This is a genomic window from Shewanella marina JCM 15074, from assembly GCF_000614975.1.
In the GTDB taxonomy this organism is placed as follows: Bacteria; Pseudomonadota; Gammaproteobacteria; order Enterobacterales; family Shewanellaceae; genus Shewanella; species Shewanella marina.
Map to the genome: position 1 here is coordinate 53,377 of NZ_BALM01000014.1, position 21,262 is coordinate 74,638.

At 40.7% G+C, this 21,262-nt stretch carries 19 protein-coding genes; 6 read left to right on the forward strand and 13 right to left on the reverse strand.

The features are described 5' to 3' along the window. Positions 1-41: 41 nt before the first annotated feature. Complete coding sequence (locus JCM15074_RS11935) at positions 42-767, reverse strand: pseudouridine synthase (RefSeq protein ID WP_025821414.1); 726 nt, start codon at positions 765-767, stop codon at positions 42-44. A gap of 374 nt (positions 768-1,141) precedes the next feature. Here JCM15074_RS11935 and JCM15074_RS11940 point away from each other — a divergent pair, with 374 nt between their 5' ends. From JCM15074_RS11940 to JCM15074_RS11950, 3 genes are all read left to right on the forward strand, one after another. Beyond that, positions 1,142-4,381, forward strand: coding sequence for a S41 family peptidase (locus JCM15074_RS11940; protein WP_025821415.1), 3,240 nt, complete (start codon positions 1,142-1,144; stop codon positions 4,379-4,381). Between the two features lie 153 nt (positions 4,382-4,534). Beyond that, positions 4,535-5,617 (forward strand): efflux RND transporter periplasmic adaptor subunit, encoded by a 1,083-nt coding sequence (locus JCM15074_RS11945; protein ID WP_025821416.1) that lies wholly within the window; start codon positions 4,535-4,537, stop codon positions 5,615-5,617. Further along, the gene (locus tag JCM15074_RS11950; RefSeq protein WP_025821417.1) at positions 5,617-8,709 is read left to right on the forward strand and encodes an efflux RND transporter permease subunit; all 3,093 of its coding nucleotides are present in this window, start codon (positions 5,617-5,619) and stop codon (positions 8,707-8,709) included. Before JCM15074_RS11945 ends, JCM15074_RS11950 begins: the two co-directional genes overlap by 1 nt. A gap of 44 nt (positions 8,710-8,753) precedes the next feature. On the opposite strand, the gene nfsA is transcribed toward JCM15074_RS11950, so the two are convergent. From nfsA to JCM15074_RS11965, 3 genes are all read right to left on the reverse strand, one after another. Continuing rightward, positions 8,754-9,476, reverse strand: coding sequence for an oxygen-insensitive NADPH nitroreductase (gene nfsA, locus JCM15074_RS11955; RefSeq protein WP_025821418.1), 723 nt, complete (start codon positions 9,474-9,476; stop codon positions 8,754-8,756). A gap of 133 nt (positions 9,477-9,609) precedes the next feature. Then, positions 9,610-10,848, reverse strand: coding sequence for a protein kinase (locus tag JCM15074_RS11960; protein WP_025821419.1), 1,239 nt, complete (start codon positions 10,846-10,848; stop codon positions 9,610-9,612). 289 nt (positions 10,849-11,137) lie between these two features. Next, the gene (locus JCM15074_RS11965; protein ID WP_025821420.1) at positions 11,138-12,415 is read right to left on the reverse strand and encodes an L-cysteine desulfidase family protein; all 1,278 of its coding nucleotides are present in this window, start codon (positions 12,413-12,415) and stop codon (positions 11,138-11,140) included. Between the two features lie 657 nt (positions 12,416-13,072). Between JCM15074_RS11965 and JCM15074_RS11970 the strand changes: the two genes are divergently transcribed. The 3 genes from JCM15074_RS11970 (at position 13,073) to JCM15074_RS11980 (ending at position 14,819) form a co-directional block, all read left to right on the forward strand. Further along, the gene (locus tag JCM15074_RS11970) at positions 13,073-13,342 is read left to right on the forward strand and encodes a hypothetical protein (RefSeq protein WP_025821421.1); all 270 of its coding nucleotides are present in this window, start codon (positions 13,073-13,075) and stop codon (positions 13,340-13,342) included. Between the two features lie 97 nt (positions 13,343-13,439). Next, on the forward strand, positions 13,440-13,895 hold the full coding sequence (locus tag JCM15074_RS11975) for a YHS domain-containing (seleno)protein (protein ID WP_025821422.1): 456 nt from the start codon (positions 13,440-13,442) through the stop codon (positions 13,893-13,895). A 42-nt stretch (positions 13,896-13,937) separates the two neighbouring features. Beyond that, a complete protein-coding gene (locus JCM15074_RS11980; protein WP_025821423.1) occupies positions 13,938-14,819 on the forward strand; it encodes an AraC family transcriptional regulator in 882 nt (293 codons plus the stop codon). Positions 14,820-14,850: 31 nt separating this feature from the next. Here JCM15074_RS11980 and JCM15074_RS11985 read toward each other — a convergent pair whose 3' ends face one another. From JCM15074_RS11985 to JCM15074_RS23615, 9 genes are all read right to left on the reverse strand, one after another. Then, positions 14,851-15,378, reverse strand: a complete 528-nt coding sequence (locus JCM15074_RS11985) for a YgjV family protein (RefSeq protein ID WP_025821424.1) — start codon at positions 15,376-15,378, stop codon at positions 14,851-14,853. Between the two features lie 151 nt (positions 15,379-15,529). Then, positions 15,530-15,736: a DUF2897 family protein gene (locus tag JCM15074_RS11990; protein WP_025821425.1), complete on the reverse strand. Its 207-nt coding sequence runs from the start codon at positions 15,734-15,736 to the stop codon at positions 15,530-15,532. A 9-nt stretch (positions 15,737-15,745) separates the two neighbouring features. Continuing rightward, the gene (kdsB, locus tag JCM15074_RS11995; RefSeq protein WP_025821426.1) at positions 15,746-16,489 is read right to left on the reverse strand and encodes a 3-deoxy-manno-octulosonate cytidylyltransferase; all 744 of its coding nucleotides are present in this window, start codon (positions 16,487-16,489) and stop codon (positions 15,746-15,748) included. Positions 16,490-16,793: 304 nt separating this feature from the next. Continuing rightward, the gene (can, locus tag JCM15074_RS12000; RefSeq protein WP_025821427.1) at positions 16,794-17,408 is read right to left on the reverse strand and encodes a carbonate dehydratase; all 615 of its coding nucleotides are present in this window, start codon (positions 17,406-17,408) and stop codon (positions 16,794-16,796) included. A 49-nt stretch (positions 17,409-17,457) separates the two neighbouring features. After that, positions 17,458-18,177, reverse strand: coding sequence for a M15 family metallopeptidase (locus tag JCM15074_RS12005; protein WP_025821428.1), 720 nt, complete (start codon positions 18,175-18,177; stop codon positions 17,458-17,460). Beyond that, complete coding sequence (dapE, locus tag JCM15074_RS12010) at positions 18,171-19,301, reverse strand: succinyl-diaminopimelate desuccinylase (protein ID WP_025821429.1); 1,131 nt, start codon at positions 19,299-19,301, stop codon at positions 18,171-18,173. Before dapE ends, JCM15074_RS12005 begins: the two co-directional genes overlap by 7 nt. Beyond that, a complete protein-coding gene (locus JCM15074_RS12015; RefSeq protein WP_025821430.1) occupies positions 19,298-19,642 on the reverse strand; it encodes an arsenate reductase in 345 nt (114 codons plus the stop codon). The genes dapE and JCM15074_RS12015 overlap by 4 nt, the downstream gene beginning before the upstream one ends. An 11-nt stretch (positions 19,643-19,653) precedes the next feature. Then, the gene (gene crr, locus JCM15074_RS12020) at positions 19,654-20,172 is read right to left on the reverse strand and encodes a PTS glucose transporter subunit IIA (RefSeq protein ID WP_025821431.1); all 519 of its coding nucleotides are present in this window, start codon (positions 20,170-20,172) and stop codon (positions 19,654-19,656) included. A gap of 78 nt (positions 20,173-20,250) precedes the next feature. Next, entirely contained in the window at positions 20,251-21,261 is a 1,011-nt protein-coding gene (locus JCM15074_RS23615) for a putative PEP-binding protein (protein ID WP_084266997.1), read from the reverse strand. Position 21,262: the final 1 nt, after the last annotated feature.

Genomic DNA, 21,262 nt, shown 5'->3' on the forward strand with positions numbered 1-21,262 from the left:
GGCTGTCTTATTAAAAAGCAGTAAGCACTTAAAGCGAAACGCTAGTTTGAGCTGACAATATTGGCACTTGCAACTTCTTGTTCTGTTAAAAATCGCCATTGGCCTTCGGGGATATCTAAGGTGATTTCACCCACTTGTTGTCGATGCAGCTTTCTGACTTTATTGCCTACATAGGCAAACATACGTTTGACTTGATGATAACGACCTTCAGTAATCGTGAGTAATACTTCATTTGAGCTAAGCAGTTGCAACTTTGCAGGTTTGGTTGGCACTTTTTCACCGGGCAGTAACATGCCTTGGGTAAATAGGGCTTTGATTGCGGGTTTTATTTCTGTGCTAGCGTCATCAACAATACTATTGCGCAGGGTGACCTTATACACTTTGGCGCAATGGTATTGTGGATTAAATAGATTAAACGACCAGCGACCATCATCTGTGATCAGTAATAAGCCTGTGGTATCGGCATCTAAACGTCCTGCGATATGCATATCACAAATGTCTGGCAATGTTAGATAATTAAATACACTTGGGTAATCACCATCAACATTTGAACAAAGGGTGTTGGCAGGTTTATTGAACATCAAATAGCGTGACGGGCGAGGAACGAGTCGTTGGCCGTCTAATATAATGATGTTGTTTTCATGCACCTGAGTTGAGACTGACATTTCAACTTGACCATTTACGCTTACGTCACCGCTCTCTATCACTGCCGTCGCATCTGCGCGTGTTAAGTGGGTACTTTTACACAAAAATTTATCTAGGCGCATTTATAGAGACTCTAATGACTGAAACGAAGTTGTCATTATCTCATTTATTGATACATCTGTGCTTATCTAATCATAAATTAGTCATCCAATTTAGGTCTAACGCAATATTGCCTGCTCTCACTTTCTACAAAAAGTTACAAATATTCCACTTTTAACGTGTATTTGCACTGTTTGATTATCATTTGTTGATTTATATTAACTGTCACCTTTATGACTTAGATGGCTGCTCTCAGTCAATAGAGGTGATTTGAAGGAAGAAATGCAGGCTTTATGGCCGCGTCAATCATACAGAAGCTATACGTAACATTTGCGATAAATAGCTCAGGATTAATCAATAAGTGGCGGTTTCAAGGCTGCTTTAGGATGACAATATAATGAATAAGAATCGTTTTTTTAGAACGGCGATTGCTGCGGCATGTATGCTTGCTGGTGGTGTGCAAGCGCAAACATTGATGTTACATGAGCCAAGTATTGCTGGTGACAAACTGGCATTTGTGTACGCGGGTGATATCTATTTATCGAATAAGCAAGGTCAGCAAGTTAAGCGGATCACCTCACATGCTGCTAATGAGTACAGTCCACATCTATCTCCTGATGGTAAAACCATTGCTTTTACTGCGGGGTATGAAGGTAATTACGATGTTTACATTATTCCAAGCACAGGCGGACAACCGCAGCGATTAACTTGGCATCCTGGTATTGATGAAGTTAAAGGTTGGTCTGCTGACGGCAAAAGTGTGTTGTTTACCTCTTATCGCGATATTGCTCATAACCGTACCGGTCAGTTATTTAGTGTGGCAACGACAGGTGGATTACCGACTAAGGTGATGGAAGCTGTAGTGTTTGATGGTGAACTCAATAGTGATGGCAGCAAGCTTGCTTATAATCCTGAACGGTTAGCGCACGGTGGTAAAAATGGTTGGCGTAATCACCGCGGTGGCACGACTCCACCGGTGTGGATTTACGATTTAAAGCAAAACTCTTATGTTGAAGTGCCACACGGTAACTTTACTGATAGTTCACCTATGTGGGTAGGTGACAATATCTACTTCATTTCAGATCGTGATAAGCATAAAAATATTTATCGTTATATTGATGGCAAAGTCACTCAAGTGACCCATTTTACTGATTGGGATATCGCTAATGCGGATGCAGACGGCACTAACATTGTGTTTGAGAAAGGCGGCGCTCTATTTATTTTAGATACTTTATCTGGCAAGACTCAAGCATTGCCTATGACGATTGATGCTGACTTACCGCAACGTCGCGCACAATGGAAAGATGCTATGCCCGCATTAACCAGTGCCAAAATGTCGGCTACTGGTAAACGTGTGCTAATTGGTGCGCGTGGTGATATTTATAGCGTGCCAGTTAAAGATGGTAGTACCTTAAATTTGACAGATAATGCTGCTGCCAACGAGCGTGATGGTTTATGGTCGCCAAAAGGTGAGCAAGTTGCTTATATTACTGATAAAAATAATCACTATCAGCTAGTGATTGCCGACCAATTTGGGCAGCAACAACGCACCATTAAATTGGGTAACGGCAATGCCGACTATATGCTGTTTGATTGGCTAAAAGACGGTAAACATATTGTTTATGGCGACTCAGCTACTGGACTTTGGTTAGTTAATATTAAGTCTGGCAAGAGCCAATTAGTGACCAATAGTTTTGGTATTGAAGCGGCAAAGGTTGCAGCGTCGCCTGATGGTACTTGGTTAGCTTATACCAAGGTGAACCCTAACTATTTTAGCGATCTTTATCTGTACAACATCGATTCAGAAAAGCATTACAAAGTCACTGATGGTATGAGTGATAATGCTGAGCCTGTATTTAGTAATGATGGTCAATATTTGTATTTTGCGTCATCAACTAATCAGGGGCCTTCAGCATTTGGGCTTGACCTTTCAACACAAGAGCAGCCACGCCGTTATGGTTTATATGCGTTAGTGTTGCAACAAGATGGCCAATCGCCATTAATGCCTAAATTGGCTGATGAACAGGCACAAAATAAAGATGCTGATGATGAAGAGCAAGAGACAGTTGAAACAGTCATTGATACCAACAATATGCAACAACGCATTGTTGCTTTACCCGTGCCGCAGCGAAATTATTGGAACCTAACCGTTGCTGACGATAATAACTTGTATTTTATCGAGGGCGTGCAAATAGGTGCGAGTGTTGAGATTAATGGCCAGCCGTTAATGGCTTCTGATTTAAAGCGTTACAACTTAGCTGAACGTAAAGTTGAAGATGTGGCTGCTGATATTGAAAAAGTTGAATTAAGTGCTGATGGCAAAAACTTACTGTTAATCGGCAAGGGTAATGCTATTTCAACTGCTGCGGTAGGTGAATCAATTACTGCTGAACCACTGAATACCAGTGATGTTAAAGCATTGATTGATCCTGCTTTAGAGTGGCAGCAAATTTTTAATGAAGCATGGCGTAATGAACGTGATTATTTTTACGATGCCAATATGCATGGTTTAGATTGGCAAGCGGTGTACGATAAGTATCAACCATTGGTTAAACATGTTGGCCGTCGTGAAGATTTAAACACCTTAATGCGTGAAATGATTTCAGAGATGGAAGTGGGTCACAACTATATTGTTGGTGGCGATTTGCACCAAGAGCCGACAGTAAATGTGGGTTTATTGGGCGCTGATGTCAAAATTAATAAAGGCTTATACCAAATCAGTAAAATCTATACTGGTGAATTATGGAATCCGCATTTAAAAGCGCCATTAGCGGTACCGGGCATTAATGTGAATGAGGGCGATTATATTGTTGCTATTGACGGTAAACCGCTTGATGGACAAACCAACATCTTCTCTTTATTAGTCGGTAAAGCAGATAAACAAGTGCGCTTAAGTGTCAGTAAAAATGGCAAGCTAAAAGATGCGCGTACCGTGGTCATTGAGCCGATTAGTTCTGAAACAGGTTTAAGACACTGGCATTGGGTTGAATCAAACCGCAAGTATGTTGATAAAGTATCTGACGGTATGATTGGTTATGTCTATTTACCCAATACCACAACTGCGGGCTATACCTCATTTAATCGTATGTACTTTGGTCAAATTGATAAGCAAGGTATGATTTTAGATGAGCGCAGTAATGGTGGTGGTCAAGCGGCTAACTATATTACTGATGTATTAAGCCGTCAGTATTTGTCTGGTTGGAAATATCGTTCAGATGAAATGATGTTTAATACGCCTGCTGGTGGCATGTATGGCCCGAAAGTGATGCTGATTGACCAAGATGCTGGCTCTGGCGGTGACTTTTTACCGTATGCATTTAAGCGACTAGAGTTAGGTACCTTAATTGGTAAAACAACTTGGGGTGGATTAATTGGTATTTTCGCTAATCGTCAGTTTGTTGATGGTGGTGTGGTGACTGTGCCTAACTTCCGTTTCTTTACTCCTGATTTCGAATGGCGAGTTGAGAACGAAGGTGTGACACCTGATATTGAGGTCGAGCTTGATCCTGTTGCTGTTAACCAAGGTAAAGATCCACAGCTTGATCGGTCAATTGCTGAGGTTAAACAACAACTAAAAGACTTCAAACCAGTGGTTCATCAAACTGCACCTGCTTTCCCGACCGAGTTAGGTAAATAATATTAGATCATTAATATGAGTCTTATGATTAAGCCACTACTTAAGGTAGTGGCTTTTTTGTATGGCTATCAAATTGTAAATAAAAGTAATTACTATTGTTTAACAAATTGCTAACAGTAAAATAAGGAGGGTAATTTAGCTTATGGATGAAGCATGAAAAAACTAATTGGCTTAATCATTATTGCTGCGGCTATAGCAGCGAGTTATTTCTATTATGTCGCGCAGGAAACCAAATCCGCCCCAAAGCAAGCTAGACCCATGGCTAATGTGGTTTACGTTGAAGTCACGCAGCAACAAATTGCTGATGATGTTGAAGCCTTAGGGACGATTAAAGCCAATGAGTCTGTGGTTATTACCCCCAAAGTGACTGATAAAATTACCGCTATCCGCTTTCAAGACGGTGAGATGGTCGGTCAGCACCAAGTGTTAGTCACACAGCAAAATGCACAACAATTAGCACAGTTAAGTGCGGCAGAAGTTAAATTAAAAGAACATCAGCGCGAGTCGGCAAGAATCAAAAATTTAGTCAGCAACCAGTCTGTGGCGGAGCTTGAGCGTGATAGACTGCATACCCTAATTGAAATCGCTAAAGCAGATCTTGCAGAGGCACAAGCTGCATTAAATGATCGCATTATTATGGCGCCATTTGCAGGCCGTTTAGGCTTACGGCAGGTGAGTCCTGGCAGTTTGGTTACCCCTGGCACAGTGATTACTACGCTCGATGATATTGCGACGGTTAAATTAGATTTCTCAGTTCCTGAACGTTTTTTACAAAGAATCACAATAGGCGATACCGTTAACGCTTATTCTGCTAGTTATCCTGAGCGCATTTTTTTAGGTAAGTTAACTTCAATTGATAGTCGTATTAATCCAACGACTCGTGCGATTATTATGCGTGCTACTTTTGATAATCCTCAGCTTGAATTACTGCCCGGCATGTTGATGAAAGTGCAGTTAATTCAAAATCAACGTCAAGCATTGGTATTACCTGAGTCTGCCATTATTCCCAAGCAACAACAGCATTTCGTTTATCTGCTTGATGGCGAGAATAAAGTCGTTGAGCAATTAATTAAAATTGGCAGTAGAAAACGCGGATTTGTTGAAATTGTTGCTGGTATTAACGTTGGTGATAAAGTGGTGACTCGCGGCATTATGAAGGTACGAGCGGGTCAACAAGTTGCAGCTGCTTTATCTGAAAACTTCGGTCAATCATCGGCGACTAAGGTGGTTAACTGATGATTATTACTGACATCTCTGTTAAACGTCCGGTATTTGCTTCGGTTATAAGCATTTTGCTGATCGTATTTGGCTTAGTGAGTTTCGATAAACTGCCGTTACGTGAATATCCTGATATTGATCCCCCCATTGTCTCAATTGATACTAATTACCGCGGCGCAAGCGCGGCAGTGGTTGAAAGCCGCATTACTCAGATGATTGAAGATAGAGTCAGTGGTGTTGAGGGCATTAGGCATATTAGTTCATCAAGCCGTGATGGTCGTTCGTCCGTTACCCTCGAATTTGATATCAGCCGTGATATTGAAGATGCGGCTAATGATATTCGAGATCGTATTTCTCGGGTATTAAACAATTTACCTGAAGAAGCTGACCCACCCGAAGTGCGTAAAGCCAATGGTGGCGATCAAGTGATTATGTGGCTTAATTTAGTGTCGAGCCATATGAATACATTGGAGCTCACTGATTATGCGCGGCGCTATATAGTTGATCAACTCTCAGTGGTTGATGGGGTCTCTAATATTCGTTTAGGCGGTGGCAAGGTTTACGCCATGCGAGTGTGGATTGACAGGCAGGCATTAGCGGCACGTGAGCTAACCGTGACCGATATTGAAATGGCATTACGCAGTGAAAACGTGGAGCTGCCGGCAGGTTCTGTAGAATCAAAAGAGCGCCATTTTACCGTTCGTGTTGAACGCAGTTTTGAAACCGCTGAAGACTTTGCCAATTTAGTGTTAAAGCAGGGCAAAGATGGTTATTTAATTCGTCTTGGTGATGTGGCTAAGGTGGAGCTAGGCTCTGAAGAATCGCGCATTATGTTTCGTGGTAACCGTGAGTCTATGATTGGGCTTGGTGTATCAAAACAATCGACAGCTAATACGCTGGAAGTCGCACGTGCAATTAATAAGTTAGTTGATCAAGTTAACTTAACGCTACCTGATGGGATGGAGATCAAACGCTCATACGATAGCTCGGTATTTATTGAAGCGTCCATTAAAGAAGTTTACCAAACATTATTTATCGCGATGATTTTAGTCATCATCGTCATTTATCTATTTTTAGGCAGTGTACGCGCCATGTTGATCCCCGCATTAACCGTACCTGTATCACTGCTGGCAACCTTTATTGTGCTCTACGCATTAGGTTACACCATCAATCTATTGACCTTGTTGGCGATGATTCTTGCCATCGGTATGGTAGTGGATGATGCCATTGTTATGCTCGAAAATATTCACAGAAGAATCGAGTTAGGCGAAAGCCCGCTTAAAGCCGCTTATTTAGGCGCGCGCGAAGTGGGTTTTGCTATTGTGGCTACCACGCTCGTGTTAGTCGCGGTATTTTTACCTATTACCTTTATTGAGGGCGATTTAGGTAAGTTATTTAAAGAGTTTGCCGTGACCATGAGCGCTGCGGTGTTGTTTTCAAGTCTCGTGGCATTAACCCTCAGTCCGATGATGTGTTCTAAGGTCTTAAAGCCCGCAGGGCAAGATCCGTGGTTAGTTAAACAGGTCGATAAAGGCATGAATAAGCTTGCCAATGCCTATGGTAATCACCTTAAAAATACCCTCCATAAGCCGTTAACGGTATCGCTTGTAGTGGTCGCAGCAATCTTATTGAGTGGATATCTCTTCCAAAAACTGCCACAGGCATTTGCACCGCGCGAAGATAGAGGATCAATGTTCTTATTCGTTAACGGTCCACAAGGGGCGAGTTACGAATATATCAAAGATTACATGAATGAAATTGAAGACAGATTAATGCCGTTGGTGGAGTCTGGCGATATAAAACGGTTATTAATTCGTGCGCCAAGAGGTTGGGGCTCAAGTGCTGATTTTTCTGGGGGCATGGCGATTATCGTATTAGAAGATTGGTCAACACGCCGTCCTGCAACTGTGATTATGGGGGATATACGCAAGCGATTATCGGACTTAGCCGGGGTGCGAACTTTTCCTATCATACGTCAGGCTTTTGGGCGCGGTGTTGGTAAGCCGGTGCAATTTGTATTAGGTGGTCCAAGTTATGAGGTGTTAGCGAATTGGCGTGATATCGTGTTAGAAGAGGCGGCTAATAATCCTAATTTGATTGGTCTTGATCATGATTATAAGGAAACTAAGCCACAGCTAAGAGTGGTTATTGATAAAGATCGCGCCGCTGATTTAGGGGTATCAATCGCACACATTGGCCGTACATTGGAGTCGATGTTAGGTTCGCGTTTAGTGACCACCTTTATGCGTCAAGGGGAGGAGTATGATGTGGTGGTTGAAGGTGATAGAAGCCTGCAAAATACCGCCGATGACTTAGCCAATATTTATGTTCGTTCTAATCGAACCAATCAGTTAATTCCATTAACTAACTTAGTCAAAGTTGAAGAGTTTGCCGATGCCAGTTCATTAAATCGTTATAAACGATTACGGGCGATAACCATTACTGCAAATTTAGCCGATGGTTATAGCCTAGGAGAAGCGCTAACCTATCTAAATGGAATTGTAGCCGAACAACTGCCAGCAGAGGCTAGCGTTAACTATAAAGGACAATCGTTGGATTATTTTGAGTCTGGCAATTCCATGAACTTTGTCTTTGTATTAGCGCTCGGTATTGTATTTTTGGTATTGGCTGCTCAATTTGAAAGTTATGTGCATCCCTTTGTCATCATGCTAACAGTACCTTTAGCGGTAACCGGGGCATTAATTGGTCTCTATTTTACCGAGCAAAGCATTAATATTTATAGTCAAATTGGCATGATTATGCTGGTGGGTCTTGCCGCTAAAAATGGCATTTTAATTGTTGAATTTGCCAATCAATTACGTGATAAAGGCATGGCGTTCGAGCAAGCAGTCGTTGATGCATCTATTCAACGCTTGCGCCCAATTTTAATGACAGGCATTACTACCGCTGCAGGCGCGATTCCGTTGGTGATGTCCAGTGGTGCGGGTAGCGAAACGCGTTTTGTTATTGGGGTTGTGGTGTTGTCAGGTATTTTAATTGCCACGCTATTTACCTTGCTGGTGGTACCCATCGCCTATGGTTTGTTAGCTCGCAATACCCATTCACCACAAACGATAGCCAAAAAACTGGAACAAGAGTTAGCTAATTAATGTTGTAACACTTAAATTTAAACGGGCCTAAATGGCCCGTTTTTTTATCGTTTGGCTAATGCTTTACTGTTGAGATACGGCAAAATATATGGTCTGGATTCGCCTGCTAATTTGTCCGTGGTTTCGGTCGACCAAGCACTTTGCTTTTGGTTGCTTGAACGTTGGGCATAATATTGAAGCATGGTTTGGTCGTATTGCTCAATATTGGCCGGATCTAATGAGTGGTAGCGATTTTCATGCAATATAGCTTGTACTGGTAAGCGTGGTTTTACTTCAGGGGTTTGATCTGGATGACCAAGACACATGCCAAATAAGATCGCGCAATGTTGCGGTAGACCCAGTAATTGATCTATTTGCTGCGGATTATTACGCAAGCCACCAATATAAACACCACCAAGCCCCATAGATTCTGCCGCAATCAAACAATTTTGCGCCATAATTCCCGCATCAATAGCGCCTATAATAGTTAATTCGGTAAAATCTGTCTGTACCTGTGGATTGATTTCATTGTGGCGTTGATAGTCTATGCAAAATACTAAAAATTCAGCAGCAGTTGCCACATACGATTGATCGCCAGCTAGTTGCGCTAGTTGTTGGCGGATCGTGATATCTGTAATACGTATTACAGAGACTGCTTGTAACATGCTTGAAGATGATGCGGCAATACCCGCTTTAATGATCTGGTCGAGTTGATTTTTACTGATAGGCTGGGTAGTAAACTTGCGAATAGAACGGTGAGCCAATAGGGTCTGAATAGTCGAATTCATAAATGAACAATACTCCAATTATTGGTGACGCTAGAGCGTCATCATGCGCGCAATTGTTGTAATTTGTCTATGATTTAAGGGAAATATGATAGTAATTAAAGTTGCTGCCCAGTATCACTAGGCAGCGATACACTTATTGAAGCTGTTTGATTTCTACTAACAGTTGTTGCTCGGCCTCTGTGTTAGCAGGTTCACTGATGCTTAATAGATCTTCAATAAAATAGCTAAATGCACGTCGTTCTATTTGCACTATTGCCTGTTGCTGCTCAAGCGTTAGATTGCCATAAATAGAAGCGGCACCAAAGTCACCAAAGATAATATTAGCTTGCTCATCGAACAGCACATTATGAGCATATAAATCACCATGACAAACTTGCTGTTGTTGTAAGTGCTGTACCAAGTCAGCCATTTGCATCACTATCTTATGGATTTGCTTGATAGTTAATGCAAAGCCTTGCTCAAAAGTGTCTCGTGTGCATGATGCTAAACTTGGCGGTAAACCAAGGTTTGCGTAGTGCGCAGGAATAAGCTCCATCACTAAGGCCAATTGTTGGTTATCGTCAACTTGTGCTAATGATTTTACAAGGTTAGGGTGACTGCCTGTTTTTAGGCAAGCATTTAACTCATCTTGTGGATAACCATCACTGGTAATTTCACCTTTAAATACTTTAACCGCAATCTGGTCAGTAAATTGGTGCGGGTTATTGAGCCATTTCGCTTTAGAAATAATACCTGAAGCGCCTTGGCCTAATACCTGCTCCAATTGATAGTCGCTTGCATTGATTTTAGGCACGCTAGCGTCAATAGTTTGCACGCCAAATGGATTACCTGCAAAAGCCAGCCAAGCCAGTTTTGGCAAGTTTAATAGTTGAGTTGGAAACTCAGTCAATTGGTTAGCAGAAAGACGAATCAGCTCTAGGTTATTTGCATTGGCTAAGCTTGCTGGTAATGAGGTTAAGCGGTTACCTGCTAAGGCAAGTTTTTGTAAACGTGGCCGTTCCCCCAAACTGCTAGGCATTGCTGTTATTTGGTTATCGGTCAAGATCAGCCAACGCAATTTAGGCGGTAATGACTCATTTGGTACGTGTTTGATTTGGTTCGACTTAAAACCAATCATTTCAAGGTTAGGGCACTGACCTAATATGGCGGGTAATTCAGTAAAGAGGTTATTTGAAGCAAAAATAATTTTGAGTTTATGCAGTTGAGTAATGCTATCTGGCAAATGACTAAGCTGGTTGTTAGAAAGATCTAAGATCTCTAATGAGTCGGCTAAAGTTAAAATCTCGACTGGAAACTCGGTTAAGTTTTCTGAGAGTTGCAAGCGAGTGATATGGCCTAATTGACCTGCTTTAAGTTGCGCTAGAGTATGCAAAGGAATTCTCAATGATAAAAAGCAGGTATTCTAAGAGATTAACCACTAAAAATCATCGTTCAATTGAGCATTATCGATAAAAGGTTGTAGCTCGATTTTTTACTACATACAGTCTTCTTTGTGAGTATAACAATTTAAATTGAACTGTAGGTCATTCAGATTAAACCGTCATCAGTCGCAATTATTGTTGGGCGGTAAGTTTTACTGAGGTATTGTGTTGGCTGCTTATGATAACAAGATAAAGGCAGTTTAACGGTTAGCGTAAACTGCCTTTATTTCTATTGAATGGTTATGCCGACATAATATCGATAATGGCTGCATCAGTGCGTTGCATACCAATTGAAACTAATTTACCTACGTTACTGATCGTTTGCTCTACGTTACGACCAACAATACCTTGATTTTCAACATGTTGACTGTGCATTGCCATTAAGAATGCACTTACTGCACTATTAGTTGACGTTTTAACTTTCATTGCACATGTTGATTTTGCACCATCACATACCATGCCTGAACAATCGCTTAATACGTTTACGATTGCATGATTGCATTGTTCTAGTGTGCCATCTGCAAGGTATACCATTGCCATTGCTGCAGCACCACTGGTCACAGAGTTACCACAGAATGCCGATAATGGTGGGTAATATGATTTCATATAGATTGCGCTAAGGTGGCTCATAATAAGGGCGCGAGCAAGTTTTTCATCATCTGCTTGATAATGTTCAGCGATAATACAAACGGGTAATGTTGCTGCAATACCTTGGTTACCACTACCAAAGTTACTCATTGCTGGTAGCGTTGCGCCGCCCATACGAGCATCTGATGCAGCACTGGTTAGCATTACAATTTTATTCATTACGCCATCAGCTAGCATACCGCTATTAATGCTGTGCTCAATAGTACGACCAATCTCTAAACCATAAGCCGTTTGCATGCCTTCTTCTGCAAGCTTTTTGTTAAGTTCAGCAGCTTTTAGAATGAACTTGATTTCAGAATAGGGTACTTCAGTGGCAAATTGATAGATCTTCTCGATATCAATATCGATGTTGTCGCAAATATTACCTGTTGCGGTGCAGTTAGATTGCTCTTGTTTAAAAATCGATTGGCCATTAAGGGTCTTATCAACAATTAAAGTGTGACCGCCACTAATGGTGACTTCTGCTGTGTCTGTTGCTGATTGTAATTTGACGTAGCAATAAATAAATTCTTCTGCATCTGGTGCGCGTTTTACAATAACACTGCCAGCATCAATTAAGGCTTGCGCTGCATCTACATCTTGTTGGTTAATTTTGGCCAACACTTCTAAATTTGCGCTAGCATCGCCGCCAATGGCACCCACTGCCGCAGCAATAGCAAGACCAATTTTGCCAGTACCTGGTACAAATACACCCATCGCATTTTTGTACAGGTTGTCAGATACGCTGACTTCAATTTTTTCTACTGGAGCTGTTAACATTTCAGCTGCTACTGCGGCGGCATAAGCTGCTGCAATTGGCTCGGTACAACCTAGCGCAGGCTTAACCACTGTTTGGATGATGTTGATGTAATCTTGCCATTGTTTTTTCATTACAGAGCCCTTTTATGATGCATGCAGTGCCGTCAATAGCAGTGATATATCCATATGTTTGCATGTACTAAAACATAATTAAAATAGTTAAGCTTCGATTTACTCGTTTAGCTGAATTCATTATTAATACGCCTTGTTACGGCCTCTGCTATGTGCAGTCAATTGGCTCAAACTTACTCAGTTAATAGTCATTAATTGAATAAACTTTATTTCAGTTACGGCAATACTAGATTTACTGAATTCAAATTTAGTTTAACGACTTGCAGTTTAAACTTGCAAATTATTTTGCAAAAATATTTGAACTAAAGCAGGTTTATTAGATGATAATGTGATTCTAACTATCTATATGACGAGATATATCATTCCAAAACATATGTATGTATAGGGTTTGCTCTTGTTTTATACAATAGGTTGGTTAGTTGTATGAAATATTTTGATGTATTTTCATGCTAAATATTGCAAATTTTTTTGACTTAAGGTTGTGGGAAATTGAACAACTAAATTTTTACTACATACAGTCTTAAATGCCGGCAATTGGAAATCTAATGAGATCAGAGATTTTGATTAATCTTATTTCATATTAGTAACTGCTAAGGTTGAAAGCACTATAATAAGCAACATCTATTGAAGTTTAAGTTATTTCGCTAAGAGGTTACGATGAAACCCAATACCAGTGATGCAATGCGTAATATCATTATTGAGGTTAAGCAAGTGTTTCCCTTTGATGCGCCGCAGAGTCGTATTTGTGGTGACACTTGTGTGGGTTGCCCTAAAAAATTACTTGAACTCGTTGAAACTGAGATTGATTACTGGCAATTCCAATTAGAGAAAGGTGAGGTGCCTACATTTGATGAGCTTAACCGTTTCGGTAAGTTATGTAAGAATGTTAAACGTGGTTTAGTTCGTAATGGCATTTTACAAAAATAATTGGTGGACGATTAGACATAAACTATCCTTTATTAGCTACATTTTTTAACTTCCATACAAATTAATATGGTGTCTTCTAAAACAAGGAGATATCAATATGACATCAATTAAATCCCTTCTAGCGGCATTATTTCTGTTCACGAGTTCTCAAGTGTTTGCGGTTGATAAAGACATTAATGATAACGATGTAATTTTAGCGGGTTATGATGCTGTAGCTTATTTCACGTTAGATAAAGCTGTTCTAGGTAAAGCCAACATAACTGCAGTTTATGATGGTGCTATTTATCGCTTTAGTCATCATAAACACCGTGATATGTTTAAACAAAATCCTGCTAAATATGCACCTCAGTTTGGCGGCTTTTGTGCTTATGGAATGACTTTTGGTAAGAAGTTTAATGTTGATGGTAAAGCGTTTAAAATTGTAGATGGCAAGTTATACGTCAATAAAAATTTAGAGGTGTATCAGGCATGGAGCAAGGATATTCCGCTACACATTAAACAAGCTAACCAACAATGGCCTAAGGTTAAAAATATCGCTGCAAAAGAGTTATAACCTTACTTAATCGTTAGCGTAATCGAGCGTAGAGTGGTGGCAATGTATTTTGAAGATACTGATAAACTAAGTCTGTTGTTACGCTCGTTAAATGTTTCGGCTCAAGTTTATGCTTATCAGAATTATTGTGGTCAATGGAGTGTTGATACGTCTGTGATGGGGCGTACTCCTTTTCACTATATTGTTGAAGGTAACGCTTGGTTACATATTCCTGATAGACGTTCTCAAATGATTAAAGCCGGTGAGCTAGTGATTCTCCCGCATAATACCTGTCATCTTATTTCCAATAACCCTGAACCCAACCAGAATGAGACCAGTTGTCGGCCCAATACTGAGCAACAAATTCAACTGCTTTGTGGTTATTTTGAAGCATTAGAACATGCTATATGGCCCCTTTTAGGGTGTATTGATCAAGTGTTAATCATAGACACCGATAACGAATACTTTAAACCTATATTATCGCTCTTGCTTACTGAAGCTAAAACAAACTCTTTAGGTCAAAATGCAATATTAGATCATCTTGCCAATATGTTATTTATTGGCGTGTTAAGACGGCAAATTGATTCAGATTCTATTGAACAAGGAGTATTGGCCGCGCTGTTTGATCCACAACTGCAAACCGCGATAATGACGATTCATCAACATCCTGAATATCACTTTAGTGTGCAATCGTTAGCTGAATTATGTTTTATGGGGCGCTCAGCCTTTGCTAAAAAATTTAACGATTTGGTTGGAATCGCAGTTATGGCGTATATCAGTCGCTTTCGGATGCGTTATGCGACCCAACTATTGCAGCAAAGCACTTATTCTGTGGCGGTGATCAGTGAAAAATGTGGCTATGGCAGTGAAGCGGCATTTCGTAAAGCTTATAAACAAGTGATGGGGTTTCCACCGGGGCAGGTTCGAGTTAACTCGTTCTGTTAACGTTGATTTCTGATAAAGCGTAACGATACGGTTAGTTCGCTATCGCTTTATTTAATCTGGTGTTGGTGCTGTTTTGGTGGTGATTAATGAGTTGTTTAGCCAGTAAGCTCACTGTAATCACTTGATAAATGATACTTGACCATGATCCCATCTGCACTGACATGGCTAAATTTAGTAGTGTACTGAGTAGGAATAGGGCTCTGAGTTTATTAGTGTGGCAATAAAATAGTGCATAAGTGCTGATTAAGGTTGCGATCATCATCGCCAGTTGCTGCCAACAATCAATCATCAAATAACCTTGCAATAGACACATTGCAATGATTAACACGAACACCGCACGGCATTTAAAACGGCTGGCGCCATAAAACCTGAAGGCATTAAGCAGTTGGTTTAACATGGCGTAATGGCTACCCAATAAACCAAAATGAATGGCAGTGATCACTGCGGCGCTTAAATTACCGCTAATAAAATATTGATCTTTAGTTTGCTTTGCTGCCCACCAACCGATAATCATTGAGATGACGCCAAGACTTTGAATGATTAAATAGCTGGTTGTCATAATGGCTCCTGAGCAAAGGAGCGCGATTGTACAGATATTTCTCTGTGTGAATATTGAGCTAAATCATGTTTTACTAATTTATAATGCAAAAAAGCAAAGGCTAGACCTTTGCTTTTTATTTAAGCTTTTCTAAATATTAGAACTCTAACTATTAGAAAAAGCCTGAGCTTTCATCGTCATCATCTGCTGGTTTATTCTGTTTTGTTTGAGATTCTGTTGGCTTTTTAATGCTGTTATTTGGTTTTTTTTGACCAAATTGAGTCATCTTAAATTTACTGCTGTATTTCAGTACTGCAAGATTACTGAATACCACACCGACCACGAGAATAATAATAAGCCAGACTTCAAATGTTGACATGCAATCTCCTTATAGTTGATCTACCGCCAAACGTAGTTCGCACTTGCGAATATCTTCAGGGGTATCAACTTCTGTTGAATCGACGGCACTAATAGCGAGTTTGATACGATATCCATTTTCTAGTGCACGTAGTTGCTCTAGCTTCTCAATATCTTCTAAACGGCCAACAGGTAGACGCGCAAAATCATGAATAAATTTGCGGGTATAACCATAGATACCTAAGTGTTTGTAAATTGGGTGCTCTTTGCTGTCACGACCAAATGGAATACAGGCGCGAGAGAAGTACAGGGCATTAAAGTTGTTATCAAATACCACTTTAACATGCATTGGACTGTCAATTTCAGCCTGATTAGTGATTTGGTGAGCAAGGGTAGCCATCTCAAATTCACCTGGGAAGCGTTTGAATAGCTCAATAAGCTGCTCAATCGTAATAGGGTCAATTAATGGTTGGTCGCCTTGAATGTTAATAATTAAATCATCATCCGCTAAACCTAACTTGCGTGATGCTTCATCAATACGATCTGTACCTGATGGCGCGTCAGGTGAAGTCATAACAACTTTGCCACCAAAACCTTCTACTGTTGCTTTAATGCGTTCGTCATCGGTAGCAACGTAAACATTATCAACCCCTTTCGCCAATGATGCGCGCTCATAAACGCGTTGGATCATAGGCACACCGTTGATTTGTGCTAATGGTTTACCTGGGAAACGGCTAGATCCATATCTAGCTGGGATTAATAGTGTAACTTTCATTGATTCGTCCTATAAAGCCTGACACAGGGATATTGATCGTGCCAGATTAATTGCTGCTTAAAGTCTTGTTCTGCTTTTAGTTATCATACCAGCAATTATAGTGAATGCACGAGCATGCATGGTACGGATTGATCTTTTTCGCAAAAATAGTGGTGCTAATGCTTATTTTGACTGCACTGTGATAGGGGTTGTTAGATTGTATTGAAGTTTAGTGATCGATAGAAGATAGCTGATCAGTTAAAAATTGTGTTATTAGCGGTGGCTAATAACACAATTCTACTTCTGTAGACGATTAATAAGGTTGTTATTTATCGGTTAATGCCATTTCACGGTTAATAGTGACGTTGAGATCGGTAACCAAACCATTATTAATGCCATAAATCCAGCCATGAACGGCTACATCTTGGCCTGATTGCCATGCATCTTGAACAATCGATGTATTAACGACGTTAGCGACCTGTTCAATAACGTTTAATTCGCAAAGGCGATCAAAGCGTTTATCTTCATCTAGTTCTGCTAGTTCTGCTTGATAAATACGATGAATATCACGTAGATGACCAAGCCAGTTATCAATTAGGCCGAGACGTTGTTGGCCCATTGCAGCCTTAATACCACCACAACCATAGTGACCTACCACCATAATATGTTTAACTTTAAGTACTTCAACGGCATATTGCAGCACAGATAAACAATTTAGGTCGGTATGGATAACCATGTTGGCAATATTACGATGTACAAACACTTCGCCCGGCATCAAATCAATAATTTGATTGGATGGAACGCGACTGTCTGAACAACCAATCCATAGGTATTCTGGATGCTGTTGTTTGGCCAGTTGTTCAAAAAAATCTGGTTGCTCTTGGGTAATTCGATCTGCCCAACGGCGATTGTTTTCAAAAAGGTCTTTTAGCAATTTCATAATACTCAGTTATCCTTTTTCAGTAAGCTTCTGTTATAGATGCTTATTGTCACTCCGTGACAGAATGTTGGAGGCGAGATAGCAATGCCTCAGGTGCTGGTGCAACGTATAAGACATATCGTTGTACCAGATCGTTCAGTCTAGCGACAATATTGTTTTTAGGTTGAATATCACTGCTTTTAATTAAGCGAGTAAAATCTTTTAATGAAAATTGTGCAAGGTATTCATTAGATACTGGATAGTAGCTCAAATGCCATGGTTCTGGACTAACACCGCTCTGGTTAGCAATATAAGGGCGGAAGAAACCAAATTCAGCACTGTGTTTGTCAAGCCAACAGCTAAGATCGTAGCAAGGCCCACCAATGGCATATTCAGTATCAATGAGTTTTAATTGACTGACATTGACTTGATTGGCATCAAAAATATCGATATCAGTACCCCAGTGATGTCTAGAGGCTCCCGGTAGTGCGGACCATAATAAAATGGTATCAATCAGGTCGTCGTGACTGAGTTCCTTTGCATTTATTTCATGATTATTTTTATCAAGTAAAATGCGATTTCCTTGTGCTTTATTGTTCCATATACCCAGTTGACGTTGAAAATCACGAAAGCCTGAGCAGAGGGTGATATCTATACCATCTTTAGCGGCTGCTTGGCGCATCTGGTCAAAGGCGATTGAAGTTTCTGTTTCTAATAAAAACTTATCGACTGTGACTAAATGTTCGCGGCTAAGGCCATAAAGGTGCGGATTTACAATTTCTTTTAACATAATAGCCGTTCCAGCATGGCTTCATAGCAAAGTGCTAATTGCTCTAAATCATCCATTTTGACACACTCATTCACCTTATGAATGGTGGCATTAACGGGCCCTAATTCGATTACTTGTGCACCTGTTGGTGCAATAAAACGTCCATCTGATGTGCCACCTGTGGTTAATGCTGCAGTGGCAAGGCCTGTCACTGATTGAATGGCATCTTTGGTGGCCGCAAGTAAGTCTCCCTCATCTGTTAAGAAGGGTAAACCATTAAATATCCAGTTTATATCATAGTTCAGTTGATGCTGATCAAGGATTGTGACAACACGCTCAATTAACTGCTCTGCGGTGACCTCTGTTGAGTATCTAAAGTTAAACATGACATCTAGATGACCGGGTATCACATTTGAGGCACCAGTACCGGCATTGATATTGGCAATTTGAAAACTGGTCGGTGGAAAATATTGATTGCCTTGATCCCATGTCGTTGCTGCTAATTCTGCTAATGCCGCAGAAGCTTTATGCACTGGATTATCAGCAAGATGAGGGTAGGCAACATGCCCTTGAACGCCATGTACGACTAGGTTGCCTGTTAAACTACCTCTGCGGCCATTTTTAACCACATCACCGAGCTTATCTGTTGATGATGGTTCGCCCACTAATGCCCAAGTGATTTTTTCGTTGCGTGCTTCTAATGTATCGATCACGCGCGTAGTGCCATTAATAAATGGACCTTCTTCATCACTGGTAATTAAAAAAGCAATCGAGCCTTTATGATAGGGATGTGTATTAACAAAACGTTTGGCTGCAACCAGCATAGCGGCTAGTGAACCTTTCATATCGGCAGCGCCGCGGCCATATAAATAGCCATCAACTTCCGTTGGTGCAAATGGAGGTGTATGCCAGTGATTAAGGTTACCTGCTGGTACTACGTCAGTGTGCCCTGCAAAACAAAATAGGGGGGACTCTGTACCTTTGCGCGCCCACAAATTGGTGGTGTCCTCAAAGACCATGGGTTCAATATCAAAGCCTAATGGGGCGAGATATTCTGCCATCATGGTCTGGCAGCCTTCATCAAGGGGAGTGACAGAAGGGCGCGATATTAAATCTTTGGCAAGCTCAACAACTTCACGCTTCATTGTTGCAACCACGCTTGGTAATCATCGGCCTTAAAACCCACTTTGACTTGTGTTTGATATTCAACCACTGGTCGTTTGATTAATGTTGGCTGGGCTAGCATGAGCTGGATTGCTTTAGCTTGATCAAGATCGGTTTTGTCTGTGTCAGCTAAATTACGAAAGGTGGTACTTCTTTTATTCAGTAGCTGTTGCCAGCCTACAGCATCTGCCCATGTTGTAATCTGTTGTTCGCTAGGGCTTTGTTGTTTAAAGTCATGAAATTGTACTGTGATATTTTGGCTTGCTAACCATTTAAGTGCTTTTTTGACTGTATCGCAATTTTTGATGCCGTAAACTTCCACAATATTTCCTTTTATTTTGCTTGGGTATTGATACTGAAAATTACATCTTTATTGGCTTTAACTCGGCCTGAATATTTATTGATGCCTTTAAAGTCTTCCATATTGGCAACGACCACAGGCGTTAATAAACATAATTGTTGCTGCTTGAGGTAATCAAGATCGAATTCAATGATTGGCTGGCCCGCTTCAACGGTATCACCGCTGTTAACTAGACCGGTAAAACCATTGCCTCTGAGCTCAATGGTACCGATACCAAAGTGAACAAATAATTCCACGCCCTGTGGTGATTCAATACTAAATGCATGGTGAGTATCAAACATTTTGCCAATTTTGCCTGAGATAGGCGCAACCAGATAACGACCTTCTGGTTGAATGGCGATGCCATCACCGACAATTTTATCGGCAAATACGGCATCCGGTACTTGTTCTAAATCGACAATTTTACCTGACACAGGTGCTAAGATATCAATGGCACCAACAACGCGTTCCTGACCCGAAATCATACGTCTTATTCGACTAAAAAAATCCATAATTGTTAGCCCCTTATCAATTTGTTGGCTCATCATATTGGTTATTACCTATCAGAGTAAAGTCACAATATTCTATTCTCATAAATACTGAGCCAACTGAGAGATTTTTGTACTTTTTAAGCATGCAGCTGCTTGTTGAGTAAAGTGATTATATTGACCCGAACAAATAGCCGCTTTTACGGGCAGAAACGTACCAATATTAATACTTAATTCGTCTAAACCTAGTCCGATGAGTATGGGGGCGATACGTGGATCGCTGGCTAACTCGCCACAAAGTGAAACAGATATCTGCTGCTGTTTTGCTAAGTTAATCACTGTTGCTATGGATTGAATAATCGCAGGCGAAAAGGCACTAAATTGTTGGCTTAACACGGGATTAGTTCGATCAACGGCTAATGTGTACTGGCTTAGGTCATTACTGCCTATACTGATAAAATCTAAATAGGGCAACATACTCGGTAAGTTAATGATTGCAGCTGGTGTTTCAACTACGATTCCGAGTTCAATTTTGCCATAGTCTAGTTGTTGCTGTTTAAGCTGTTTTTTCGATTGTGCTAATAGATCCAAAATATCAATCAGTTCTTCAACTTGGTTGATCATGGGAAACATGACTCTGATACAACCCAATGTACTGGCACGTAATATGGCACGTAATTGCACCATAAACTGTTCAGGGTTATGTAGGCTATAACGCACGCCGCGCTCACCTAAGGCTGGATTTTCTTGTTTATCTAAATGGATATAATCAAGTTGTTTATCTGCACCTACATCGAGTGTGCGGATGGTGACGACCTTTGGCGTGACAGCTTCTACTGTTTGCTTGTACATCTGATATTGCTGTTCTTCGGTTGGGGCTTGTTTTAGTCCCATAAATAGCAATTCTGTACGTAATAAACCTATGCCATCAATACCTAACTGCTCAATTTGGTCGAGTTGGTTGAGTTGACCAATATTGCTCAGCAGTTTGACGGAATGTCCATCCAATGTTTGCGCGGGCAGATTGATAAATTGTCTCAGTTTTTGTTGAGCTAATTGGGCGGCTTTGCCGCTGTCTGCTAATTGTTGTTGGCGATTATTATCAGGATTGATA